We start from the raw sequence: 20352 nt of genomic DNA on the forward strand, positions 1-20352 counted from the left end.
CGCTCCGGGCCGTGGAAACGTCGGGCTTCAGCACACCGCCCGGGAGGGCTAAGCTGGGCCGGAAACCCGCGACACGAGCCCGCCCATGAAGATCCTCATCTGCCCGGATAGTTTCAAGGATGCCCTGCCTGCCGAGGCGGCGGCCCATGCCATCGCCTGCGGCATCCGGCGCCTCGGCGGCGACATCACCAGCGTCGAGTGCCCGCTGGCCGATGGCGGGGAGGGCAGCCTGGACGCCCTGCTGGCCGCCACCGGGGCCGAACGGCGCACCGCCCGCGTGCACGATGCCCTGGGGCGCGAGACCCGGGCCGACTGGGGCTGGCAGGCGGCCAGCCGCACCGCCTACGTGGAGCTGGCCGAGGCCAGCGGCCTCCAGGCGCTGGCCCCGGCCGAGCGCACCGCCCTGCACAGCACCACCCTGGGCGTGGGCGAGCTGATCCGCGAGGCGCTGGACGCCGGCGCCGAGCGGCTGTTGCTCACCCTGGGCGGCAGCGCCACCAACGACGGCGGCGCCGGCATGCTGGAGGCGCTGGGCGCCCGGCTCCTGGATGCCGAGGGACGCCCGCTGCCCCGGGGCGGCGCGGCCCTGGCCGACCTCGCCGAGCTCGATCTCGGCGGGCTCGACTCGCGGCTGGCCGACCTTCGGGTGGAGACCGCCGTGGACGTGGACAATCCCCTGCTGGGTGAGCGGGGCGCCAGCGCCGTGTTCGGTCCTCAGAAGGGCGCCACCCCGGACGATGTCGCGCGGCTGGATGCCGCCCTGGGGCGCTTCGCCGACGTGACCGCCGCGGCCCTGGGCGAGGAGCACCGCGAGCTGCCCGGCGCCGGGGCCGCCGGCGGCATGGGCTTCGCCGCCCGGGCCTTCCTTGGCGCCACCCTGCGCCCGGGCATCGAACTGGTGATGGCCCAGGCCGGCTTCGAGGCGCTGCTGGATGACGCCGACCTGGTGATCACCGGCGAGGGCCAGCTGGACGGCCAGAGCCTGGCCGGCAAGACCCCGGTGGGCGTGGCCCGCGCGGCACGGGCGAAGGGGGTGCCGGTGGTGGTGCTGGCCGGACGCCTGGCACCGGGCTGGCAGGCCGCCCTCGAGGAGGGGGTCACCGCCGCCTTCGCCCTGGCCGACGGCCCCATGGGGCTGGACGAGGCGCTGGAGCGCTGTGCCGAGCTGCTCGCCGACCGCGCCGAATCCGTGGTGCGACTGCTCGCCGCATCCAGGGCGTGACCCGGCCCACTTGAAACCCCGCCGGCACGTCGGCATGTCATGCACAGCGGCTATGGTGGCCATGACCATCATTGGCTCTCCGGCCTTCCGGCCGGCGGGTTAGACTGTTCCCATCGCGATCAAGGAGGCATCCGCATGAGCCACACCAACACCATCGGCCTGCACGAGGGCAGCGCCAGCCAGCTGGCCGAGCAGCTCAACGAGCTGCTGGCCAACTACCAGATCTTCTACATGAACGTGCGCGGCTACCACTGGAACGTGAAGGGGCCCCAGTTCTTCCAGCTCCACGAGAAGTTCGAGGAGCTCTACACCGACCTGCTGACCAAGGTGGACGAGGTGGCCGAGCGCATCCTGACCCTGGGACACCAGCCGGTGCACGCCTACAGCGACTACGTGACCATGTCGGGCATCGCCGAGGACAAGAACGTCACCGACGGCGAGGCCTGCGTGCGCGGCGTGCTGAAGGGCTACCAGACCCTGATCGAACTGCAGCGCGAGATCCTCTCGCTGGCCTCCGACGCCGACGACGAGGGCACCGCCGCCCAGGCCGGCGACTATATCCGCGAGCAGGAGAAGACCGTCTGGATGCTGGGCGCCTACCTGGGCTGAGCCTGCCCGGTACCGACCGGCGCAACGCCGGCTGCCGTTGCCACGACACCGCCCGTGGGCGGTGTCGTCGTTTGCGGTCACCCCCTCCGACATTATGGAGAGAATCGGGAACGGGGCCCCGCGGGCCACGACATGCCGCCGCGGGCGATAGACTTCCTCCAGTACGCAGGGACGAGCGATCGCCCCGAACGAACAGGGAGGAGAGACCATGAACCGACTGCTGCTGGCCACCCTGATGGCCACCCTCGCGCTGGCCATGAGCCTGCCGGCCATGGCGGATCGCCCCCGCCACGGCGGCTACCAGCCCCAGGTGCAACACCATTACTACCAGGATCGCCGCGCCGACCGCGGACGACACCACTACCAGAAGCGCCACAAGGCAGCGAAGCGCAGCAAGCACCGCCATCGCACGCCGAGTCGCGTGGTGGAGCACCACTACTACTCGTCACCGCCCCGCTACCGCGAACCCCGCCGGGACTCTCGCCGCTACCATCGCCGCAGCACCGACATCCCGCTGGTGACCGTGGGCGGCTACCCGGCGGTACGCATACAGGTCAATCACTGACCCTCTCGGCCGCCCAGCCAAGGACAGGCAACGCGAGGGGCGCCGGGGACAGCCCGAAGGGGAGGTCCTATGCCAGGGATGGCATCGGTAGCGCCCAGGGAGGGGTTCACAGCGCCTCCCTGCAGGGCTGTCGACGGATCAGCCCCGAGCCTGAGCGCTGGGCTCTGTGCCCGCCAGGTCCTCGACCAGGGCGCGAAGCAGCGTCCAGAACTCCCCCACCGAGGCGATCTCCGCCCGCTCATCGGGGGAGTGGGCGCCACGGATCAGCGGGCCGAAGGAGATCATCTCCAGGTGCGGGTACTTGCCGCCGAGGATCCCGCACTCCAGCCCCGCATGGATCACCTTGACCGCCGGCTCGCTGCCCAGCCGCTCGCGATGCAGGCGGCAGAAGCGCGCCAGCAGCTCGCTGTCGGGCCGGGGTGTCCAGCCCGGGTAGGCGTTCTCCACTCGCACCCGGGCGCCGATCAGGTCGAAGAGCGCGGCAAAGCGGTCGGCCAGGTCGGCCGTGGCGCTGTCGCGCAGCGAGCGAACCAGGGCGCAGAGATGGAAGCGGCCCGCCTCCAGGCCGACCACGCCCAGGTTGTTGGAGGTCTCCACCACCCCGGGCACCTCGCTGCTCATCCGCTCCACCCCGCAGGGCGCCGCGTGCAGCGCCGCCACCAGCAGGTGGCTGGCCTGGGCGGTGAGCGCCTCGCCGACCGTCGCCTCCGGGGCCGAGACCGCCAGCGCCAGGCCGTCATCCACGCCGGCCAGCTCGGCACGCAGCTCCGCCTCCAGGGCGGCGACCCGCTCCCCCACCGCCTCACGCCGGTCGGCCGGCAGGGCCAGGGTGGCGAAGGCCTCCCGCGGCAGGGCGTTGCGCAGCGTGCCGCCCTGGTAGTCCACCAGGCGCACCTCACAGCCCTCCAGGGCGCGCAGCACCCGCACCAGCAGCCGGTTGGCGTTGCCCAGCCCCTTGTGGATATCCATGCCCGAGTGGCCGCCCCTGAGGCCGGTGAGCGAGAGGCGCAGCGCCACCTCGTCCTCGGCCAGGGAGGCGGTGGGCAGCTGGACCTCCACCACCACATCGGCGCCGCCAGCACAGCCGATATAGACCTCGCCGCGATCCTCGGAGTCCAGGTTGAGCAGCCGCTGTCCCGCCAGCCACCCCTCGGCCAGGTTCAGCGCCCCGCCCATGGAGGTCTCCTCCTCCAGGGTGAAGAGCGCCTCCAGCGGCCCATGCGCGAGGCTCTCGTCCTCGAGGATCGCCAGCGCCGCGGCCGCGCCCAGGCCGTTGTCGGCGCCCAGGGTGGTATCGGTGGCGCGCAGCCAGCCATCGTCGCCGATGCGGGTGCGGATCGGGTCGCGGGTGAAGTCGTGGGCGGAGCCGGCGTTGGCCTGGGGCACCATGTCCAGGTGGGCCTGGAGGATCACCCCCGGCGCCGCCTCGCACCCCGGCGTGGCCGGCTTGCGCAGGCGCAGGTTGCCGAAGGCGTCGCGGTCATGGGCCAGGCCCCGGGCGTCGGCCCACCGTTCGAGGGTCGCCACCAGCGCCGCCTCGTGTCCGGAGGGGCGGGGCGTGTTGCACAGGGTGCGGAAGTGGCGCCACAGCGGCTGCGGCTCAAGCCGCTCGAGATGTTCGTTCATGAGGTGTCTGCTCTGCGATAACCGGCCTACCTTACTCAGCCCGCCCGGACAGGGGAAGCAGCAGCGATGGTATGGCTCGGGGCTATTCCGGCGACAAACCTGCGAGGGGGCGCCATGAACCCCTCCCTGGGGGCTACCTTGACCGTCCCTGGTCCACGGACCCCCTCTTCGGTTTATCCCCGGCGCCCCTCGCCATGAGCGACTGCCACAGCGTCTATCATCGCCGCTGCGGCCTGGCGCAGCCGGGCGGTGACCTCGCGGCGCCCGGAGACGCCGAGCCGGGCGGCCAGCCGCTCGGTGCTCGCCCCCTGGAGGCCCCAGGCCACCAGCAGGCAGAGCGATTCGTCGTCGACCGCCACGCCCCGCGCCAGGGCGTGGCGCACCAGCGCCTGCAGCGCCGGGCGGACCAGGGCCGGCTCGCGCAGCGCGTAAGCCACGTCCTCCAGATCGCGGCGGTCGGCGGCAACCGGCGCCGGGCCTTCGCCCTCCGCCAGCAGGGCGGCGGCGATCTCGGGCTCCAGCTCGCGCAGCTCGAAGGCCAGCAGCCCCGGCAGGCCGCGCTGGAAGCGCGTGGCCAGTTCATCCATCAGTGCCTCGCCGCGCTCGCTCAGCGGGCGCGCCACCATCAGCGCATGCTCGCCGGTGGCGGTCTCCCGGGTCAGCCCCAGCCGCACGGCGCGAAAGCCCAGCGAACGCCAGAAGGCGATCAGCCCCGGCTCGGCGCCGAAGCTGGCGCCGAGCAGGTCGATGCCCTCCCGCCGGGCCTCCTCGGCCTCGGCCTCGATGAGCCGCCGACCCAGCCCTTCCCGGCGATGCTCGGCCGCCACGGCGATGCGCACCACTCGCCGCAGCCGCCCGGTCAGCGCCTCGCGGCTGCCGGCGTGGGCGGCCAGCGACTGGGCCATCAGGTGGCCGCGGGGGCGGCGTTCGCCGCGGGCCACCCGCTCGGCCAGCTCGGACGGAAAGCCGCCCTCGTCGCCGGCGACCAGCACCCCCGCGGGCTGCCCGTCGACCTCCAGGGCGCCGAGCCCCACCCCGGGACCGTCCAGCAGGCGCCGCAGGTCGGCGGGGGTGGTGCGGTAGTGGGCCTGCACCAGCAGGCCGAACAGGGCGCGCAGCCGGACCTCGTCACCGGCCAGCTCGGCGGGCGGCACTCGCCGCCAGGCCGGCGCCGCCAACGACCGGGCCGGGGCGGGCTCGGCGTCGAGCAGCAGCAGGCGGTCGACCAGCGGCTCCAGGGGGTCGTCAGTCGCCCAGCGGATCGGCTCGCGAAGGTGCCAGCCCTGCCAGTCGGGGGTGCGCTGTGCCAGGCGCTCGCGGAAGCGCACCGCGAAGCCGCGCCCCGACCCCTCGTAGCCGTGCAGCGTGGTGGCGAAGGCGATCCGCGGGAAGGCGTCGAGCCACTCGCCGAGCAGCGCCGCGGGGATCGCCGCCGCCTCGTCCACCAGCAGCCGGGCGCCGGCGCCCCCGGCCTCGCCCGCCCGGGCCAGCCGGACCAGTTCGTCGGGGGCGACGAAGCGCACCCGCCGTTCGCCCAGCACGAACGCCTGCCCGCGGCGCTGCCCGGCGGGACAGAGCGTCGCGAGGCGCTCGAGCAGCGTGGCGATCGCCGCCGGACGCGGGGCGGTGACGAGGATCTCCCTCTCGCCGGCCGCCAGCAGCCGCGCACAGGCGATGCCCAGCGCCGCGCTCTTGCCGCGGCCACGGTCGGCGGTAAGCACCAGCGGGCGGCGGCGGCGCAGGTGCACCAGGCGCGCCACCGCCTCGGCCTGGTCGGCGGTCAGGCAGTCGGGATCGTCGGGCCGGACGGTCGCGGGGCAGGACGGGGCGGAGAGGGTCGGCAGGCCCGGTGGCCGATCGACCGGCCAGTGGATCACCTCGGGGGCCGCCGCCAGGTGCCTGGCCAGCCGCGCCAGGTAGCGGCAGGTCAGCTGCTCGGGGCGCCAGGGATACTCGGCCAGGCGGGCGTAGTCGGCGTCGGGGCGTGCGCCCCAGTCGGGCGGGGTCATCAGCACCAGCAGGCCGCCGGCCCGCAGCGTGCCCGCCAGGGCGCCGAAGGCATCGGGGTCGAAGCCCGCCCCCCGGGAGACCGCATCGACCACCAGCAGGTCCTGCTCGCCACCCAGGCGGGTACGCGCCCTGCCCGGGGTCAGGCAGTCCCCCTCGGCCAGCTCCGGCGGGGCGTTCGGGGCCACCCAGAGCGGGGCCTGCCAGCCACCGGCCTGCCACAGCGCCAGGGCGGCGTGGCGGCAGGCATCGGCGCCGCCGGTGAGCCACACCAGCCCGCGCCAGCGACGGGCCGCCAGGCCGCCGGCATGCTCGAGCAGCGCCGCGACGGCCCGGTCCACGGGCTCAGCCATGGGGGGTCGTCCCCGGGGTCATCAACTTTAGTCGCACACTCCCTCCCATTCAACGCAGCCACTGCCGTGCCGCTCGCTTGCCCCCCGTACGAAACAAGTCAGTAACAGGCTGAAAATAAAGATAATGTAGTCCCGACGGAGCAGGCCCTGGTGGCGTGTCGCCCCCTCCGGCCAGTGTACTTGGCAAGCTATCGATTGTGACAGTGGGCGCGTGCTAGCTTTGATGCTGTCGCCTCGCCTGCCCAGGCGGTCAAGCACCCCCGGCAGGTGACCCCGCCCCGACACGTCCTTCATCCGGGGCGGCATCGGCACGCCGTCTTCTCTACACGAACAGCAACAATCCCCAAGGGAGCACAGCATGAAGAAGATGACCAAGTTTGCCCTCACCGGCCTGGCCGCCGGTGTGGCCCTGGCCGCCCTCTCCGGCACGGCCCACGCCCAGGAACGCTGGACCATGACCACCACCTGGCCGGACAACCTGGACCTGATCCAGATCGACCGCCACTGGGCCGATCTGGTCAACAAGCTGGCCGGCGACGAGCTGCAGATCGAGTTCCGCGCCGGCGGCACCCTGATGCCCGGCACCGAGGTCTTCGACGCCACCGAGACCGGCAGCATCGAGGCCGCCGGCGACTGGCCCGGCTACTGGGCCGGCCGCAGCCCGGCCTTCTCGCCGCTGGCCACCACCACCAGCCTGTTCAACGGCGTGGACTACCTCAACTGGATCAACCAGTGGGGCGGCTTCGACCTCTACCAGGAGGTCTACGGCGACTACAACATGGTCTACCTGCCCTACGGCATCACCAACAACGAGTCCGGCTTCATGGGCCGCACGCCCATCGAGAGCCTGGCCGACCTGGAAGGCAAGCGCCTGCGCCTCTCCGGCCGTGACCAGGGCCGCGTGCTCGAGGAACTGGGCGGCTCCCAGGTGACCCTGGCCGGCGGCGAGATCTACCAGGCCATCGAGCGCGGCGTGATCGACGCCGGCGAGTTCTCCACCCCGGGCGTCGACTATAACGCCGGCTTCGCCGAGGTGGTCGAGCACTGGTCGGTACCCGGCTGGCACCAGTCCGCCAGCGTGTTCGGCGTGATGATCAACAAGGACGCCTGGGACGCCCTCTCCGAGGAGACCCAGGAGAAGCTGAAGATCGCCGCCGAGGCCACCATGACCTGGTCGCTGGCCTGGTCCGAGCGCCAGTCCACCGAGGGCACCATCAAGTTCCAGGAGGCCGGCGTGCAGATCAACCAGCTCTCCGAGGAGGAGCTGGCGCGCATCCAGGACATCACCAACGAGGTGATCCTGCGCGGCGCCTGCGAGGACCCGATGCATGCCAAGGTCTACCACTCCATGATCAGCTATCTGGAGCACTACGCCAACTGGCGTGACATCTCCGCGCCGTTCAACATGAGCCGCACCATGGACAACCTGCCGTCTCTGGAAGAGATCGAAGCCTGCCTGTAAGGCCCCTGCCGCCGCCCCGGTGTCCGCACCGGGGCGGCCTGCGTTCCGACGTCGGAGACCGTTCCCATGAATGCGATTGCCAAGGCGATCGACACGCTCAACGAGGCGCTCGGCCGGCTCATCGCGCCGCTGATCGCCGTGATCACGCTGATCGTCCTCTATGACATCGGCCTGCGCTTCTTCGCCGGCCGACCCAGCGACTGGGCCTTCGACATCACCAAGATGCTGTTCGGCGCCCACTTCATGCTGATGGCCGCCTACGGCCTGCGCCACCATGCCCACGTCGAGGTCGACGTGCTCAAGCGCCTGCTCTCGCGCAGGAAGCAGGCCGTCGTCGAGCTGCTCGGCTACCTCATCTTCTTCGTGCCCTTCATCTGGATGATGCTGACCCTGGGCTGGAGCTTCTTCATGCGCTCCTTCAGCCGCGGCGAGACCACCTACGGGGTGGTGTCGATCCCGGTCTACCCCATCAAGGGGGTGATCGTGGTGGCCGCCGTGCTGATCCTGCTCCAGGCCGTCGCCATCGTCATTCGTGCCATCCAGCAGCTGCGGGAGGAGAGAGCCGCATGAACCTGAGTCCCGAACTGCTCACCCTGGTGATGTTCGGCGGGCTGCTGATCGGCCTGTTCATGGGCCATCCGCTGGCCTTCGTGCTGGGCGGCGTGGCCGTCATCGGCGCCTACCTGGGCCCCGGCGAGCGCGTGCTCGGCACCATCATCAACAACATCTACGGCAACGCCATGGACAACTACGTCCTGGTGGCCATTCCGCTGTTCGTGCTGATGGCGCGATTCCTCAATGACTCGGGCGTCACCGAGAAGATGTTCGAGGCGATGCGCCTGCTGATGGCCAACCTGCGCGGCGGCCTGGCGCTTACCGTGGTCATCGTCTCGGTGCTGCTCGCCGCCACCACCGGCATCGTCGGCGCCTCCATCGCGGTGATGGGCATGATCGCCCTGGCCCCGATGCTCAAGTACAGCTACAACAAGGAGCTCAGCACCGGGGTGATCATGGCCAGCGGCTGCCTGGGCATCCTGATCCCGCCGAGCATCATGCTGATCCTGATGGCCAGCTACTCGCCGGTCTCGGTGGGTGCGCTGTTCGCCGGCGCCCTGGTGCCGGGCGTGATGCTGGGCGCGATGTATGCCCTCTACGTGCTGGTGATCTGCTTCGTGAAGCCCAGCTACGGGCCGCCGGTGCCCGCCGAGGAGCGCGCCGAGACCAGCACCGGCCAGCTGCTGATCATGCTGGCCAAGTACGTGCTGCCGCCCATGTCGCTGATCCTCGGCGTGCTGGGCTCGCTGTTCACCGGCATCGCCACCGCCACCGAGGCCTCGGCGATCGGCGTGGGCATCGCCTTCCTGCTGTTCCTGATCTTCGGCGACCGCAAGGTCTCGACCTGCTTCAGGACCCTGATCGAGGCCGGCAAGACCACCACCATGGTGATGCTGGTACTGGTCGGCGCCACCGCCTTCACCGGGGTCTTCTCCCGCGGAGGCGGCATGACGGTGATCAACGACCTGGTCATGGCGATGCCCGGCGGCACCGTGGGGGCGCTGATCTTCATGCTGTTCCTGGTATTCATCCTGGGCATGTTCCTGGACTGGACCGGCATCGTGCTGCTGAGCTTCCCGATCATGCTGCCGATCGTCGAGAGCATGGGCATCGACGTGCTGTGGTTCGTGGTGATGGTGGCGGTGGTGCTGCAGACCTCCTTCCTGACCCCGCCGTTCGGCTATGCGCTGTTCTACATGAAGGGCGTGGCGCCACCGGGGATCGAGATCGTCGACCTCTACAAGGCGGTGCTGCCCTTCGTGGCGCTGATCGTGCTGGCCTGCGTACTGATGGCCTTCTTCCCGGCTCTGGTCACCGGCCTGCCGGCGATGCTGCTCGGCTGAGGCTAGTCCCTCCCGCCACAGAGCGCCCGCCGTGACGACACGGCGGGCGCTTTGCATTGACGCCCGTCAGCCGAACGCGGCTGCAGCCGGTCGGCGCACCTGATACTATTCCCCACCGTCAACGCAACTCATTTGCAACTGCTCTGCAAGGAGTCACCCGCTTGTCTAGATCCAGCAGTGGCGGCCTGCCCGCCGCGAAGCGCCGGCTGATCCCCCACCTGACCCCCTGGACGCTACTCCTGCTCGGGATTGCCCTGATCGTGGCGCTGCCGATCCTCTCCATCATGGCGCACATCGTCATGCCGACGGGCGGCGTCTGGCAGCATCTGGCCAGCACCGTCCTGCCGCGCTACCTGGCCAACACCCTGTTCCTGGTCATCACGGTGGGGATCGGCACCCTGGTGATCGGGACCGGCACGGCCTGGCTGGTGGTGATGTGTCGCTTCCCCGGGCGCCGGCTGTTCGAGTGGGCGCTGCTGCTGCCGCTGGCCGTGCCCACCTACGTGATCGCCTATGCCTACACCGACTTCCTGCAGTTTTCCGGCCCGCTGCAGAGCTGGCTGCGCGAGCTCTTCGGCTGGAGCCACGGCGACTACTGGTTTCCCGCCATCCGCTCCCTGGGCGGGGCCGCGACGCTGATCACCCTGGTGCTCTATCCCTACGTCTACCTGCTGGCCCGCGCCTCCTTCATGGAGCAGTCGGTCTGCATGCTCGACGTGGGCCGCTCCCTGGGGCGGGGCCCCTGGCGGCTGTTCGGCAGCGTGGCGATCCCCCTGGCGCGGCCGGCGCTGATCGGCGGCGTGTCGCTGGTCCTGATGGAGACGCTCAACGAGTTCGGGGCGGTCCAGTACTTCGGCGTGGATACCTTCACCACCGGCATCTATCGCACCTGGTTCGGACTCGGGGAGCAGGTCGCCGCCGCCCAGCTGGCGGCCTGCCTGCTGGCCTTCGTCATCGCGCTGGTGCTGCTGGAACGCTGGTCGCGGGGCAAGCGGCGCTACTTCCACACCTCCAGCCGCTACCAGCAGCTGCCCGAGTTCCACCTGGGGGGCTGGCGTGCCGCCGGCGCCTTCCTGGCCTGCCTGGTGCCGATCCTGGGCGGCTTCCTGATCCCCAGCGGCATCCTCGCCCAGCTGGCCATCGAGCAGGGCGACGCCCTGTTCGGCACGCGCTTCCTGACCTACGCCCGCAACAGCCTGGTGCTGGCCAGCGTGGCCTCGCTGGTCGCGGTGGCCCTGGCCGTCGTGCTGAGCTACGGGGTGCGCCTCAACGACACGCGGCTGACCAGCACCGCTGCCCGCATCGCGGCGATGGGCTATGCGATTCCGGGCTCGGTGGTGGCGGTGGGCATCCTGATCCCCTTCGCCTGGCTCGACAACACCATCAATACCTGGCTACTGGAGCACCGCGGGGAGGTGATCGGCCTGATCTTCAGCGGCTCGGCGTTCATCCTGATCTACGCCTACGTGGTCCGCTTCCTGGCCGTCTCGTTCAATGCCGTGGAGGCAAGCCTGGGCAAGGTCACGCCGAGCATGGATGCCGCGGCACGCACCCTGGGGCAGACCGCCACCGGCACGCTGCGGCGCGTGCATACGCCGATCATGCGGGGCAGCCTGCTGGCGGCCTGTATCCTGGTGTTCGTGGACGTGATGAAGGAGCTGCCGGCGACCATCATCCTGCGCCCCTTCAACTTCGATACGCTGGCGGTGAGGGCTCACAGCCTGGCGGCCGACGAGCGGCTCGCCGAGGCCTCCACGGCCTCACTGGCGATCGTCGTCGTAGGCATAGTCCCGGTGATCCTGCTCAGCCTGGCCATGCGCCGCTCCCGGCCCGGCAGCGGCAAGTGAGGGAAAGACGAATACCTGGGAGGGGTCCAGCCGCAGCGTCACCGGCTGCCCCTCGGCGGGCAGGAAGACGCCGGGCATGCGGGCGTGGACGTGGGCCTCTTCCCCGTCGGGCCCATGGGCACAGATGTGCAGCAGGCTGGTGCGCCCCAGCAGCTTGGCCATGACGACATGGCTGTACCGGTGCGACTCCCGCGGCGCGTCCAGCACCGCGACCTGCAGGGCTTCCGGACGCACCATCACCCTCGCCTCGCAGCCATCGGCCAGCCAGCCGGCCTCGACATTGCCCACCGGCGTGCTGATGACGCCGTCGCGAACTACGCCCGAGAGCTCGTTCACCTCGCCGAAGAACGACACCACGAAGGGGTCATTGGGCGTGCAGTAGAGCTCGCGCGGGGTGCCCATCTGGATGATGCGGCCATCGCACATCAGCGCGATACGGTCGGCCATGAACATCGCCTCTTCCGGATCGTGGGTCACCAGCAGCGTGGCGGCCCCCACCTTCTTGAGCACGTGCAGGGTGTCGTCACGGATCTGGTCGCGAAGCCGCGCATCGAGGCTGGAGAAGGGCTCGTCGAGCAGCATCAGCTGCGGCTCCGGCGCCAGGGCACGGGCCAGGGCCACGCGCTGCTGCTGTCCGCCGGAGAGCATGTGCGGGTAGCTGTCGGCGTGGGCCGCCATGCCCAGCTGCTCGAGCAGCGCCAGGGCCCGACGGCGGCGCTCGCGGCCGGGCAGGCGCTTGAGGCCGAAGGTGACGTTCTCCAGCACCGACAGGTGGGGAAACAGGGCCGAGTCCTGGAAGGCCAGGCCGACGCTGCGTTTCTCGGGGGGCAGGGTGTTCCCGCCGGGCCGAGCCACCTCCTGCCCGTCCAGGACCACTCGCCCCTGCTGCAGGGACTCGAGGCCGGCCGCGATCCGCAGCAGGGTGGTCTTGCCGCAGCCGGACGGCCCCAGCAGGCAGACGACCTCGCCCGGGGCCACTTCCAGGTCGACTCCCTTGACCACGTCGCGCTTGCCGAAGGCATGGTGGATTCCTGCCATCGACAGCGCCAGTTCCCGGGGCCCGGAGGCTTGCATGAGATTGTGCTTCATGGGCGTTCTCGACATCGTGCCGGACAACATGGCCCTATCATAACCGATCCCAAGTGTTAATGCGTTTGAAAGACACTCGCATTTCGATCGTTCCCTGCGCCAGCGCAAGAAACCGGCCTCCCCGGGCTTGACGGCTCTCGGCGGAGAGGGTTCAATGGCCACGAGTTAATACAACGAATTATCATTCCCATTCCTGAGGCACACGAGGTCCCCATGATGAAGCCTGTTCGTCTTGCCGCCCCGCTGGCCGTTGCCCTGGCCGGCTCCGCCTTCGCCACCGCGGCGAGCGCCGATTCGCTCAATGTCTATTCGGCACGTCACTACGATTCCGACGAGGCGCTCTATCAGGCCTTCTCCGAAGAGACCGGCATCGAGGTCAACCTCCTGGAAGGCGACTCCGCCCAGCTGATCGAACGGATCAAGCGCGAGGGCGTGGCCAGCCCGGCCGACGTGATGATCACCGTGGACGCCGGCAACCTCTGGCGCGCCGAGCAGGACGGCATCTTCCAGGGCGTCGAGTCAGCGGTGCTGGACGAGCGCCTGCCGTCGTCCATGCGCCACCCGGAGGGGCTGTGGTTCGGCTTCAGCCAGCGGGCGCGGGTCATCTTCCATGATCGCGAGGACTTCGATCCGAGCCGGGTCGCCAGCTACGAGGACCTCGCCGATCCCGAGTTCGAGGGCCAGGTCTGCATCCGCTCCTCCAACAATATCTACAACCAGTCCCTGATGGCCTCGCTGATCGAGCACCATGGGGCCGAGGGGGCCGAGGAGTGGGCCCAGGGCGTCGTGGCCAACCTGGCACGCGACCCCGAAGGCGGCGACACCGACCAGATCAAGGCCGTGGCCAGCGGCGAGTGCGACCTCGCGCTGGCCAACCACTACTACTATGTTCGCCTGCTGCACTCGGACAGCGAGGCCGATCGCGAGGTCGCCCGGCGGGTCGGCGTGATCTTCCCCAACCAGGACGGCCGCGGCACCCACATCAACGTCGGCGGGGCCGGCGTGGTCGCGGGCGCGCCCAACCGCGACAACGCCGTGCGCTTCCTGGAGTTCCTGGCCTCCGACACCGCCCAGGAGATCTTTGCCAACGGCAACTACGAGTTCCCGGCGGTCGAAGGCGTGAAGAAGAACCCGGTGCTGGAGTCCTGGGGCGACTTCAAGAAGGACGACCTCAACATCAGCATCCTGGGCGAGAACAACCCCGAGGCGATTCGCATCTTCGATCGCGCCGGCTGGCGCTGAGCCTTCCGGTCCCCGCCCCGACCCGAAACGCCACCGCCGCCGCGGTGGCGTTTTTGATGGTCAGTGCGCCTCGTCCCAGTTCGCCCCCGACTCCGCCTCGACGATCAGCGGCACGCTGAGCGCCGCGGCGGCCTGCATGCGCCCCTTCACCTGCTCGATGAAGGCCTCCACCTGCGCGTCCGCCACCTCGAACACCAGTTCGTCGTGGACCTGCATCACCATCCAGGCATCGATCTCGCCCGCCTGCAGCCAGGCGTCCACGTCGATCATCGCCCGCTTGATGATGTCCGCCGCGGTGCCCTGCATGGGGGCGTTGATCGCCGTGCGCTCGGCCCCCTGGCGGCGGGCGCGGTTCTGGGCGTGGATCTCCGGCAGGTAGAGGCGCCGGCCGAACACCGTCTCGACGAAGCCGTCCTCGGCCGCCTGGGCGCGGATGCGCTCCATGTAGCGGGCCACCCCGGGGTAGCGGTCGAAGTAGCGCTCGATCCAGGTCTGGGCCTGGTTGCGCTCGATATGCAGCTGACGGCCCAGGCCCCAGGCGCTCATGCCGTAGATCAGCCCGAAGTTGATCGCCTTGGCGCTGCGCCGCTGGTCGCCCGAGACCTTCTCCAGGGGCACCCCGAACACCTCCGCGGCGGTGGCGGCATGGATATCGCGCCCCTCGGCGAAGGCCTCGAGCAGCCCCCTGTCCTCGGAGAGGTGCGCCATGATGCGCAGCTCGATCTGGGAGTAGTCGGCGGCGACGATGCGGTAGCCGGGCCGGGCGATGAAGGCCTGGCGGATCTTGCGCCCCTCCTCGGTCCGGATCGGGATGTTCTGCAGGTTGGGGTCGCTGGAGGAGAGCCGCCCGGTGGCGGTGACCGCCTGGTGATAGCTGGTGTGCAGCCTGCCGGTTGCCTTGTTCACCAGCCGCGGCAGCTTGTCGGTGTAGGTAGACTTGAGCTTGGCCAGGCCGCGGTGCTCCATGATCACCTTGGGCAGCGGGTAGTCCAGCGCCAGCTCCTCGAGCACGGCCTCGGCGGTGGAAGGGGCCCCCTTGGGGGTCTTCTTGATCACCGGGATCTTCTGCTCCTCGAAGAGGATCTGGCCGAGTTGCTTGGGCGAGCCCAGGTTGAACTCGCGCCCGGCCAACTCATGGGCACGGGCCTCCAGCTCGCGGATGCGTCCCTCGAGCTCGCGGCTCTGGGTGTGCAGCCGCTCGGGGTCCAGCGCCACGCCGGTGCGCTCCATGCGCGACAGCACCGGCACCAGCGGCAGCTCGATCGTCTCCAGCACCTCGGCCAGGCGCCCCTCCTTCGCCAGGCGCGGGCGCAGCTCGCCGTGCAGGCGCAGGGTGATGTCCACGTCCTCGCAGGCGTAGGGGGCGGCCTGCTCCAGGGCGATCTGGTTGAAGGTGAGCTGCTTGGCCCCCTTGCCGGCGATCTCCTCGAAGGAGACGGTCTTCTCCCCCAGGTACTTCAGCGCCAGGGAGTCCATGTCGTGGCGGGTGGCGGTGGAGTCCAGCACGTAGGACTCCAGCATGGTGTCCTCCAGGGGCCCCGCCACCGCGATGCCGTGGCTTGCCAGCACCGAGATGTCGTACTTGAGGTTCTGGCCGATCTTGGTCTTGCCGGCATCTTCCAGCAGCGGCTTGAGGGCGGCCAGCACGGCGTCGCGATCGAGCTGGGCGGGGGCGTCCAGGTAGTCGTGGGCCAGCGGGATGTAGGCCGCCTCTCCCGCCTGAAGCGCCAGCCCCACCCCGACGATCTCGGCCTCCATGTAGGCCAGGCTGGTGGTCTCCAGGTCGAAGCAGAAGGCCTCGGCCGCCTGCAGGCGCGCCAGCCAGGCGTCCAGCGCCTCCTGCTCGAGGATCACCTGGTCCTCACGGGCGGCGCTGCTGCCGGCGCCATCCGCCTCGGCGGCGTCCGGGGTCGCGCTGCCACCGGCGACGTCATCCACCCCTTGGTCCTTGCCCTCCAGCAGCTCGGCGAGCCAGGCCTTGAACTCGTACTCGCGATAGAGCTCGAGAAGCGCCTCGCGGTCGGGGTGGGCGATATCGAGGTCGTCGAGGCCCACCGGCAGCTCGCAGTCGGTCTTGATGGTGGCCAGCTGATAGGAGAGGAACGCCTGGTCACGGTGCGCCTCGAGCTTCTTCGGCAGCGTCTTGGCACCGCGGAAGTCCAGGGTAGCAACCCGCTCGAGGTCACCGTAGATGGCGTCCAGGCCGCCCTCCATGCCCTGCAGCAGGCCCAGCGCCGTCTTCTCGCCCACGCCGGGCACCCCGGGGATGTTGTCGACCTTGTCGCCCATGAGCGCCAGGAAGTCGATGATCAGCGCAGGCTCCAGGCCGAACTTCGCCTTCACGCCCTCCACGTCCAGGGTCTCGTCCTTCATGGTGTTGACGAGGGTGATGTGCCCATTGACCAGCTGGGCCATGTCCTTGTCGCCGGTGGAGATCACCGCGTCGCGGCCGGCCTCGGTGGCCTGGCGGGCCAGGGTGCCGATGACGTCGTCGGCCTCCACCCCCTCGATGCAGAGCAGCGGCAGGCCCAGCGCCCTGACGCAGGCGTGCAGCGGCGCCACCTGGGAGCGCAGGTCGTCGGGCATCGGCGGCCGGTGGGCCTTGTACTGCTCGAACAGCTCGTCGCGGAAGGTCTTGCCCGGGGCGTCGAAGACCACCGCCATGGGACTGTCCGGGTAGTCCTTGATCAGCCGCTTGAGCATGTTGAGCACGCCCTTGATGGCGCCGGTGGGCTGCCCCGAGGAGGTGGTCAGCGGCGGCAGGGCGTGGAAGGCGCGGTAGAGGTAGGAAGAACCGTCGACGAGAACGATGGGCGTGTCGGCCATGTATCGGCATCCATTGGGTCGGTGCACCCGGCAGGTGCAGGGAATCGTGATTCTGGTCATCCATGATACGCATTGCGGCCGCGTTTTGCCGCGGGTGGTGGGCAGCGTGCGCCGTGCGCCTTACACTGCGGGTATCTCCCCTCGCCCCTGCCACCGGCAGCCAGGAGGCCACCATGATCGTGACACGCACCCTTATCGCCCTGCTGATGGGACTCACCCTGGTCGCCACCGGTCCCGCCCTGGCCCAGTCCTCCGCCGACCTGGAGCCGGACATCACCATCCGCCAGGAGGAGGATCGCACCATCCGCGAGTACCGCATCAACGGCGAGCTCTACGCCATCGAGATCCGCCCCTCCCGCGGCCCCTCCTACTACCTGGTGGACCACGACGGCGACGGCAACTTCGAGCGCCAGGAGGGCGACCGCATCGCCGTGCCCCAGTGGATCCTGCGGAGGTTCTGATCAGGGGCTCTACCAGGGTCGGGACACGTGCATCACTCGGCCAAGTCGCTACAATAGGCGGCTTGGCATTCCCGGGTGAGAGACACATGGCCGTATTCACACCGCTTACCGAGACTCAGGTCGCGGACTTCCTGGCACAGTTCGATGCCGGCTCGCTGGTCTCCCTGGAAGGCGTGCCCGCCGGCACCGAGAACAGCACCTTCTTCGTCACCACCGACCGGCGCGAGCTGGTGCTGACGCTGTTCGAGCAGGGTGAGCACGAGGAGCTGCCGTTCTTCGTCGACCTGCTCGACTACCTGGACGAGCACCGCCTGCCGGTGCCGGGGCCCCTGCACGACCGCGACGGCGTGGCGCTGCACAGCCTGGCCGGCAAGCCGGCGCTGCTCTTCCCGCGCCTGCCGGGCCGGCACCCCAGGCATCCCAACCTGGCCCAGTGCCGGGCCCTGGGCGACGCCCTTGGCCACATGCACAAGGTCTCGCAGCGCTTCCCCGGCCACCGCCCCAACCCGCGCGACCTCCACTGGCTGCTGCCCATGCACCACAAGGTGCTGGTCTACCTCTCGCCGGAAGACCAGACGCTGATGAAGGACGAGGTGGAGACCTACCAGGGATTCTTCGGCGATGCCCCGGCGCTGCCCCAGGGTGCCCTGCACGGCGACCTGTTCCGCGACAACACCCTGTTCGAGGGCGACCGCCTGGGCGGGCTGATCGACTTCTACAACGGCTGCACGGGCGACCTGCTGTTCGACCTGGCCATCGTCATCAACGACTGGGCCACCGAGCCCGACGGCCGGTTGAATGTCGAGCGCCACGACGCCCTGCTCGGTGCCTATCAGGTCCGCCGGCCGCTCACCGCCGCCGAGCGCGACGCCTGGCCGATGATGCTGCGCATGACCGCGCTGCGCTACTGGCTCTCGCGGCTGCTGGTGGTCTTCGTGGACCCGCCGGCCCACGACCTGACGCCCCATGACCCCGAGCAGTTCCGCTCCATCCTGCTGGCGCGCCTGGAACACGGCGCGCTGCCCCTACCCGAGGTGAATGCATGAGTCTCGCCATGGCCAGTGCCGGCAGCCCGGCGAAGCGCGCACGCCGCATCTGGAACATCGACCAGTGGGGCAGCGGCTACTACGACGTGGACGACTCGGGGCATGCCCTGGTGCGCCCCCTGGGCAGCGAGGCCGAGGGCCCGGCCCTGCCGCTGGACGAGCTGGTCGCCGAGCTCAAGCGCGCCGGCCTGCGCCTGCCGGTGCTGGTGCGCTTCACCGACATCCTCCACGACCGGGTCGAGCAGCTGTGCGCCGCCTTCGATACCGCCATGCAGGAAGAGGCCTTCGGCGGCGGCTACACCGCCGTCTACCCGATCAAGGTCAACCAGCAGCGCCGGGTGGTCGAGGAGATCCTCGCCACCCAGGAGCGCGGCCGCGGCCGCGTCGGCCTGGAGGCCGGCAGCAAGCCGGAGCTGCTCGCCGTGCTGGCCCTCTCCGGGGACGGCCCCTCGCTGATCGTCTGCAACGGCTACAAGGATCGCGAGTACGTGCGCCTGGCATTGATGGGCGAGAAGCTCGGCCACCGGGTCTACCTGGTGGTGGAGAAGCTCTCCGAGCTGCCGCTGATCCTGGAGGAGGCCGAGCGCATCGGCGTCAGGCCGCGGATCGGCCTGCGCGCCCGCCTGGCCACCGTGGGCCGGGGCCGCTGGCAGAACACCGGCGGCGAGAAGTCCAAGTTCGGCCTCACCGCCAGCCAGATCCTGACGGTGGTGGATCAGCTGCGCGAGGCGGATGCCCTGGCCAGCCTGCAGCTGGTGCACTTCCACCTGGGCTCCCAGATCGCCAACATCCGCGACATCCAGGGCGGCCTGCGCGAGTGCGCGCGCTTCTACCAGAGCCTGGTGGAGCTGGGCGCCCCGGTGGACACCGTGGACGTGGGCGGGGGCCTCGGCGTCGACTACGAGGGCACCCGCTCGCGCAGCTTCTGCTCCGCCAACTATTCGATGCTCGAGTACGCCCGCAACGTGGTCTACGCCTTCCGCCAGGCCTGCCAGGAGCAGGGGCTGCCCGAGCCGCACCTGATCAGCGAGTCGGGGCGCGCCCTGACCGCCCACCACGCGGTGCTGATCACCAACGTCATCGGTGAGGAGCGGGTCAGCGAGCAGGCGCCGGAGCGCCGCGTCGAGGGCGACCCCCAGGTGGACGAGCTGTGGCGGGTCCACGACCTGCTGCATGCCCAGATGGAGCCGCGGGGCCTGGTCGAGGCCTGGCACGACCTGGTGCAGGCCATGGGCGAGCTCCACGAGCGCTTCGTGATCGGCATGACCGACATCAACGCCCGCGCCGAGGGCGAGGCCGTCTACTTCGCCGCCTGCGCCCGGCTGCGCTCGCGCCTGGATACCCGCAACCGGGCCCACCGCGAGATCTCCGACGAGCTGGCCGAGAAGCTCGCCGACAAGCTGTTCGTCAACTTCTCGCTGTTCCAGTCGGTACCCGACGTCTGGGGCATCCAGCAGATCTTCCCGGTGCTGCCGCTGGCCGGCCTGGACCGCGAGCCCGAGCGGCGCGGGGTGATCCAGGACATCACCTGCGACTCCGACGGCCGCATCGACGGCTACGTGGACGGCCAGGGCGTCGAGACCACCCTGCCCCTGCCCGAGTGGCAGGAGGGCGAGGAGAAGCTGCTGGGCTTCTTCCTGGTAGGCGCCTACCAGGAGATCCTCGGCGACCTGCACAACCTGTTCGGCGACACCGACTCGGTGGACGCCGCCCTGGACGATAACGGTAGCTGGGTGATCAGCCACGTGCAGCAGGGCGACCGGGTCGCCGACGTGCTGGGGTACGTGAACTTCGATGCCGAGGTGCTGCGCAACAACCTGGCCGAGCAGCTGGCCGGCAGCGGCCTCGATGAGCAGGAGCAGCAGCGCTTCCTCGACGACCTCTCCGAGGGCATCGCCGGGTACACCTACCTGGAATAAGCGCTCAGCTTGATCGCCATGAGAGGGCGCCGGGGACAGAACGAAGAGGGGGTCCTACGCCAGGGATGGCGTCGGTAGCGCCCAAGGATGATGAGATGGTCTCCTCCCCCTTTAACGGCGTCGCAATGCGCCAGAATGGAAGAGACATCCATTCAAGGATCGGGCGATCCGAAGGAGGAG

15 protein-coding genes are annotated in these 20352 nt (G+C 70.0%); 11 read left to right on the plus strand and 4 right to left on the minus strand.

Annotation, left to right across the window (positions count from 1 at the left end; translation table 11 throughout):
- Nucleotides 1-85: 85 nt before the first annotated feature.
- From BDK63_RS16095 to BDK63_RS16105, 3 genes are all read left to right on the plus strand, one after another.
- On the plus strand, nucleotides 86-1222 hold the full coding sequence (locus BDK63_RS16095) for a glycerate kinase (protein WP_183333788.1): 1137 nt from the start codon (nucleotides 86-88) through the stop codon (nucleotides 1220-1222).
- A gap of 135 nt (nucleotides 1223-1357) precedes the next feature.
- Nucleotides 1358-1831 carry a Dps family protein gene (locus BDK63_RS16100; RefSeq protein WP_183333791.1) on the plus strand — a complete coding sequence of 158 codons (474 nt, stop codon included), beginning with the start codon at nucleotides 1358-1360 and terminating at the stop codon, nucleotides 1829-1831.
- Between the two features lie 208 nt (nucleotides 1832-2039).
- Nucleotides 2040-2396, plus strand: a complete 357-nt coding sequence (locus BDK63_RS16105) for a hypothetical protein (protein WP_183333793.1) — start codon at nucleotides 2040-2042, stop codon at nucleotides 2394-2396.
- Between the two features lie 138 nt (nucleotides 2397-2534).
- Here the strand turns inward: BDK63_RS16105 and BDK63_RS16110 are convergent, their stop codons facing one another.
- Together BDK63_RS16110 and BDK63_RS16115 are read right to left on the minus strand one after the other, a co-directional pair.
- Nucleotides 2535-4022 carry an aminoacyl-histidine dipeptidase gene (locus BDK63_RS16110; protein ID WP_183333796.1) on the minus strand — a complete coding sequence of 496 codons (1488 nt, stop codon included), beginning with the start codon at nucleotides 4020-4022 and terminating at the stop codon, nucleotides 2535-2537.
- A gap of 173 nt (nucleotides 4023-4195) precedes the next feature.
- Nucleotides 4196-6382 (minus strand): tRNA(Met) cytidine acetyltransferase TmcA, encoded by a 2187-nt coding sequence (locus tag BDK63_RS16115; protein WP_183333799.1) that lies wholly within the window; start codon nucleotides 6380-6382, stop codon nucleotides 4196-4198.
- Between the two features lie 358 nt (nucleotides 6383-6740).
- Here BDK63_RS16115 and dctP point away from each other — a divergent pair, with 358 nt between their 5' ends.
- From dctP to BDK63_RS16135, 4 genes are all read left to right on the plus strand, one after another.
- Nucleotides 6741-7844 (plus strand): TRAP transporter substrate-binding protein DctP, encoded by a 1104-nt coding sequence (gene dctP, locus BDK63_RS16120; RefSeq protein WP_183333801.1) that lies wholly within the window; start codon nucleotides 6741-6743, stop codon nucleotides 7842-7844.
- Between the two features lie 66 nt (nucleotides 7845-7910).
- The gene (locus tag BDK63_RS16125; RefSeq protein ID WP_183333803.1) at nucleotides 7911-8414 is read left to right on the plus strand and encodes a TRAP transporter small permease subunit; all 504 of its coding nucleotides are present in this window, start codon (nucleotides 7911-7913) and stop codon (nucleotides 8412-8414) included.
- On the plus strand, nucleotides 8411-9742 hold the full coding sequence (locus BDK63_RS16130; RefSeq protein WP_183333805.1) for a TRAP transporter large permease: 1332 nt from the start codon (nucleotides 8411-8413) through the stop codon (nucleotides 9740-9742). The genes BDK63_RS16125 and BDK63_RS16130 overlap by 4 nt, the downstream gene beginning before the upstream one ends.
- Nucleotides 9743-9903: 161 nt before the next feature.
- Nucleotides 9904-11589: an ABC transporter permease gene (locus BDK63_RS16135; protein WP_183333807.1), complete on the plus strand. Its 1686-nt coding sequence runs from the start codon at nucleotides 9904-9906 to the stop codon at nucleotides 11587-11589.
- Here the strand turns inward: BDK63_RS16135 and BDK63_RS16140 are convergent.
- The gene (locus BDK63_RS16140; protein ID WP_183333809.1) at nucleotides 11503-12678 is read right to left on the minus strand and encodes an ABC transporter ATP-binding protein; all 1176 of its coding nucleotides are present in this window, start codon (nucleotides 12676-12678) and stop codon (nucleotides 11503-11505) included. The two genes, BDK63_RS16135 and BDK63_RS16140, sit on opposite strands and share 87 nt — an antisense overlap.
- Before the next feature lie 216 nt (nucleotides 12679-12894).
- On the opposite strand from BDK63_RS16140, the gene BDK63_RS16145 reads away from it, so the two are divergent.
- Nucleotides 12895-13920 carry a Fe(3+) ABC transporter substrate-binding protein gene (locus BDK63_RS16145; RefSeq protein ID WP_183333825.1) on the plus strand — a complete coding sequence of 342 codons (1026 nt, stop codon included), beginning with the start codon at nucleotides 12895-12897 and terminating at the stop codon, nucleotides 13918-13920.
- A 60-nt stretch (nucleotides 13921-13980) separates the two neighbouring features.
- Here BDK63_RS16145 and polA read toward each other — a convergent pair whose 3' ends face one another.
- A complete protein-coding gene (gene polA / locus BDK63_RS16150; RefSeq protein ID WP_183333811.1) occupies nucleotides 13981-16746 on the minus strand; it encodes a DNA polymerase I in 2766 nt (921 codons plus the stop codon).
- 173 nt (nucleotides 16747-16919) lie between these two features.
- On the opposite strand from polA, the gene BDK63_RS16155 reads away from it, so the two are divergent.
- The 3 genes from BDK63_RS16155 (at nucleotide 16920) to speA (ending at nucleotide 20172) form a co-directional block, all read left to right on the plus strand.
- The gene (locus BDK63_RS16155; protein WP_183333813.1) at nucleotides 16920-17207 is read left to right on the plus strand and encodes a DUF2782 domain-containing protein; all 288 of its coding nucleotides are present in this window, start codon (nucleotides 16920-16922) and stop codon (nucleotides 17205-17207) included.
- 86 nt (nucleotides 17208-17293) lie between these two features.
- Nucleotides 17294-18253 carry a homoserine kinase gene (locus tag BDK63_RS16160; protein ID WP_183333815.1) on the plus strand — a complete coding sequence of 320 codons (960 nt, stop codon included), beginning with the start codon at nucleotides 17294-17296 and terminating at the stop codon, nucleotides 18251-18253.
- 8 nt (nucleotides 18254-18261) lie between these two features.
- Nucleotides 18262-20172: a biosynthetic arginine decarboxylase gene (gene speA, locus BDK63_RS16165; RefSeq protein WP_183333827.1), complete on the plus strand. Its 1911-nt coding sequence runs from the start codon at nucleotides 18262-18264 to the stop codon at nucleotides 20170-20172.
- The last annotated feature ends 180 nt before the right edge of the window (nucleotides 20173-20352 follow it).

Source organism: Halomonas campaniensis, assembly GCF_014193375.1.
In the GTDB taxonomy this organism is placed as follows: Bacteria; Pseudomonadota; Gammaproteobacteria; order Pseudomonadales; family Halomonadaceae; genus Halomonas; species Halomonas campaniensis.

Coding starts and splice junctions, on each gene's coding strand:
- BDK63_RS16115 (WP_183333799.1), bottom strand. CDS start 6,382: ATGGCTGAGCCCGTGGACCGGGCCGTCGCGGCGCTGCTCGAGCATGCC.
- BDK63_RS16130 (WP_183333805.1), top strand. CDS start 8,411: ATGAACCTGAGTCCCGAACTGCTCACCCTGGTGATGTTCGGCGGGCTG.
- speA (WP_183333827.1), top strand. CDS start 18,262: ATGGCCAGTGCCGGCAGCCCGGCGAAGCGCGCACGCCGCATCTGGAAC.
- BDK63_RS16100 (WP_183333791.1), top strand. CDS start 1,358: ATGAGCCACACCAACACCATCGGCCTGCACGAGGGCAGCGCCAGCCAG.
- BDK63_RS16105 (WP_183333793.1), top strand. CDS start 2,040: ATGAACCGACTGCTGCTGGCCACCCTGATGGCCACCCTCGCGCTGGCC.
- BDK63_RS16140 (WP_183333809.1), bottom strand. CDS start 12,678: ATGAAGCACAATCTCATGCAAGCCTCCGGGCCCCGGGAACTGGCGCTG.
- BDK63_RS16145 (WP_183333825.1), top strand. CDS start 12,895: ATGAAGCCTGTTCGTCTTGCCGCCCCGCTGGCCGTTGCCCTGGCCGGC.
- BDK63_RS16125 (WP_183333803.1), top strand. CDS start 7,911: ATGAATGCGATTGCCAAGGCGATCGACACGCTCAACGAGGCGCTCGGC.
- polA (WP_183333811.1), bottom strand. CDS start 16,746: ATGGCCGACACGCCCATCGTTCTCGTCGACGGTTCTTCCTACCTCTAC.
- BDK63_RS16160 (WP_183333815.1), top strand. CDS start 17,294: ATGGCCGTATTCACACCGCTTACCGAGACTCAGGTCGCGGACTTCCTG.
- BDK63_RS16155 (WP_183333813.1), top strand. CDS start 16,920: ATGATCGTGACACGCACCCTTATCGCCCTGCTGATGGGACTCACCCTG.
- dctP (WP_183333801.1), top strand. CDS start 6,741: ATGAAGAAGATGACCAAGTTTGCCCTCACCGGCCTGGCCGCCGGTGTG.
- BDK63_RS16110 (WP_183333796.1), bottom strand. CDS start 4,022: ATGAACGAACATCTCGAGCGGCTTGAGCCGCAGCCGCTGTGGCGCCAC.
- BDK63_RS16095 (WP_183333788.1), top strand. CDS start 86: ATGAAGATCCTCATCTGCCCGGATAGTTTCAAGGATGCCCTGCCTGCC.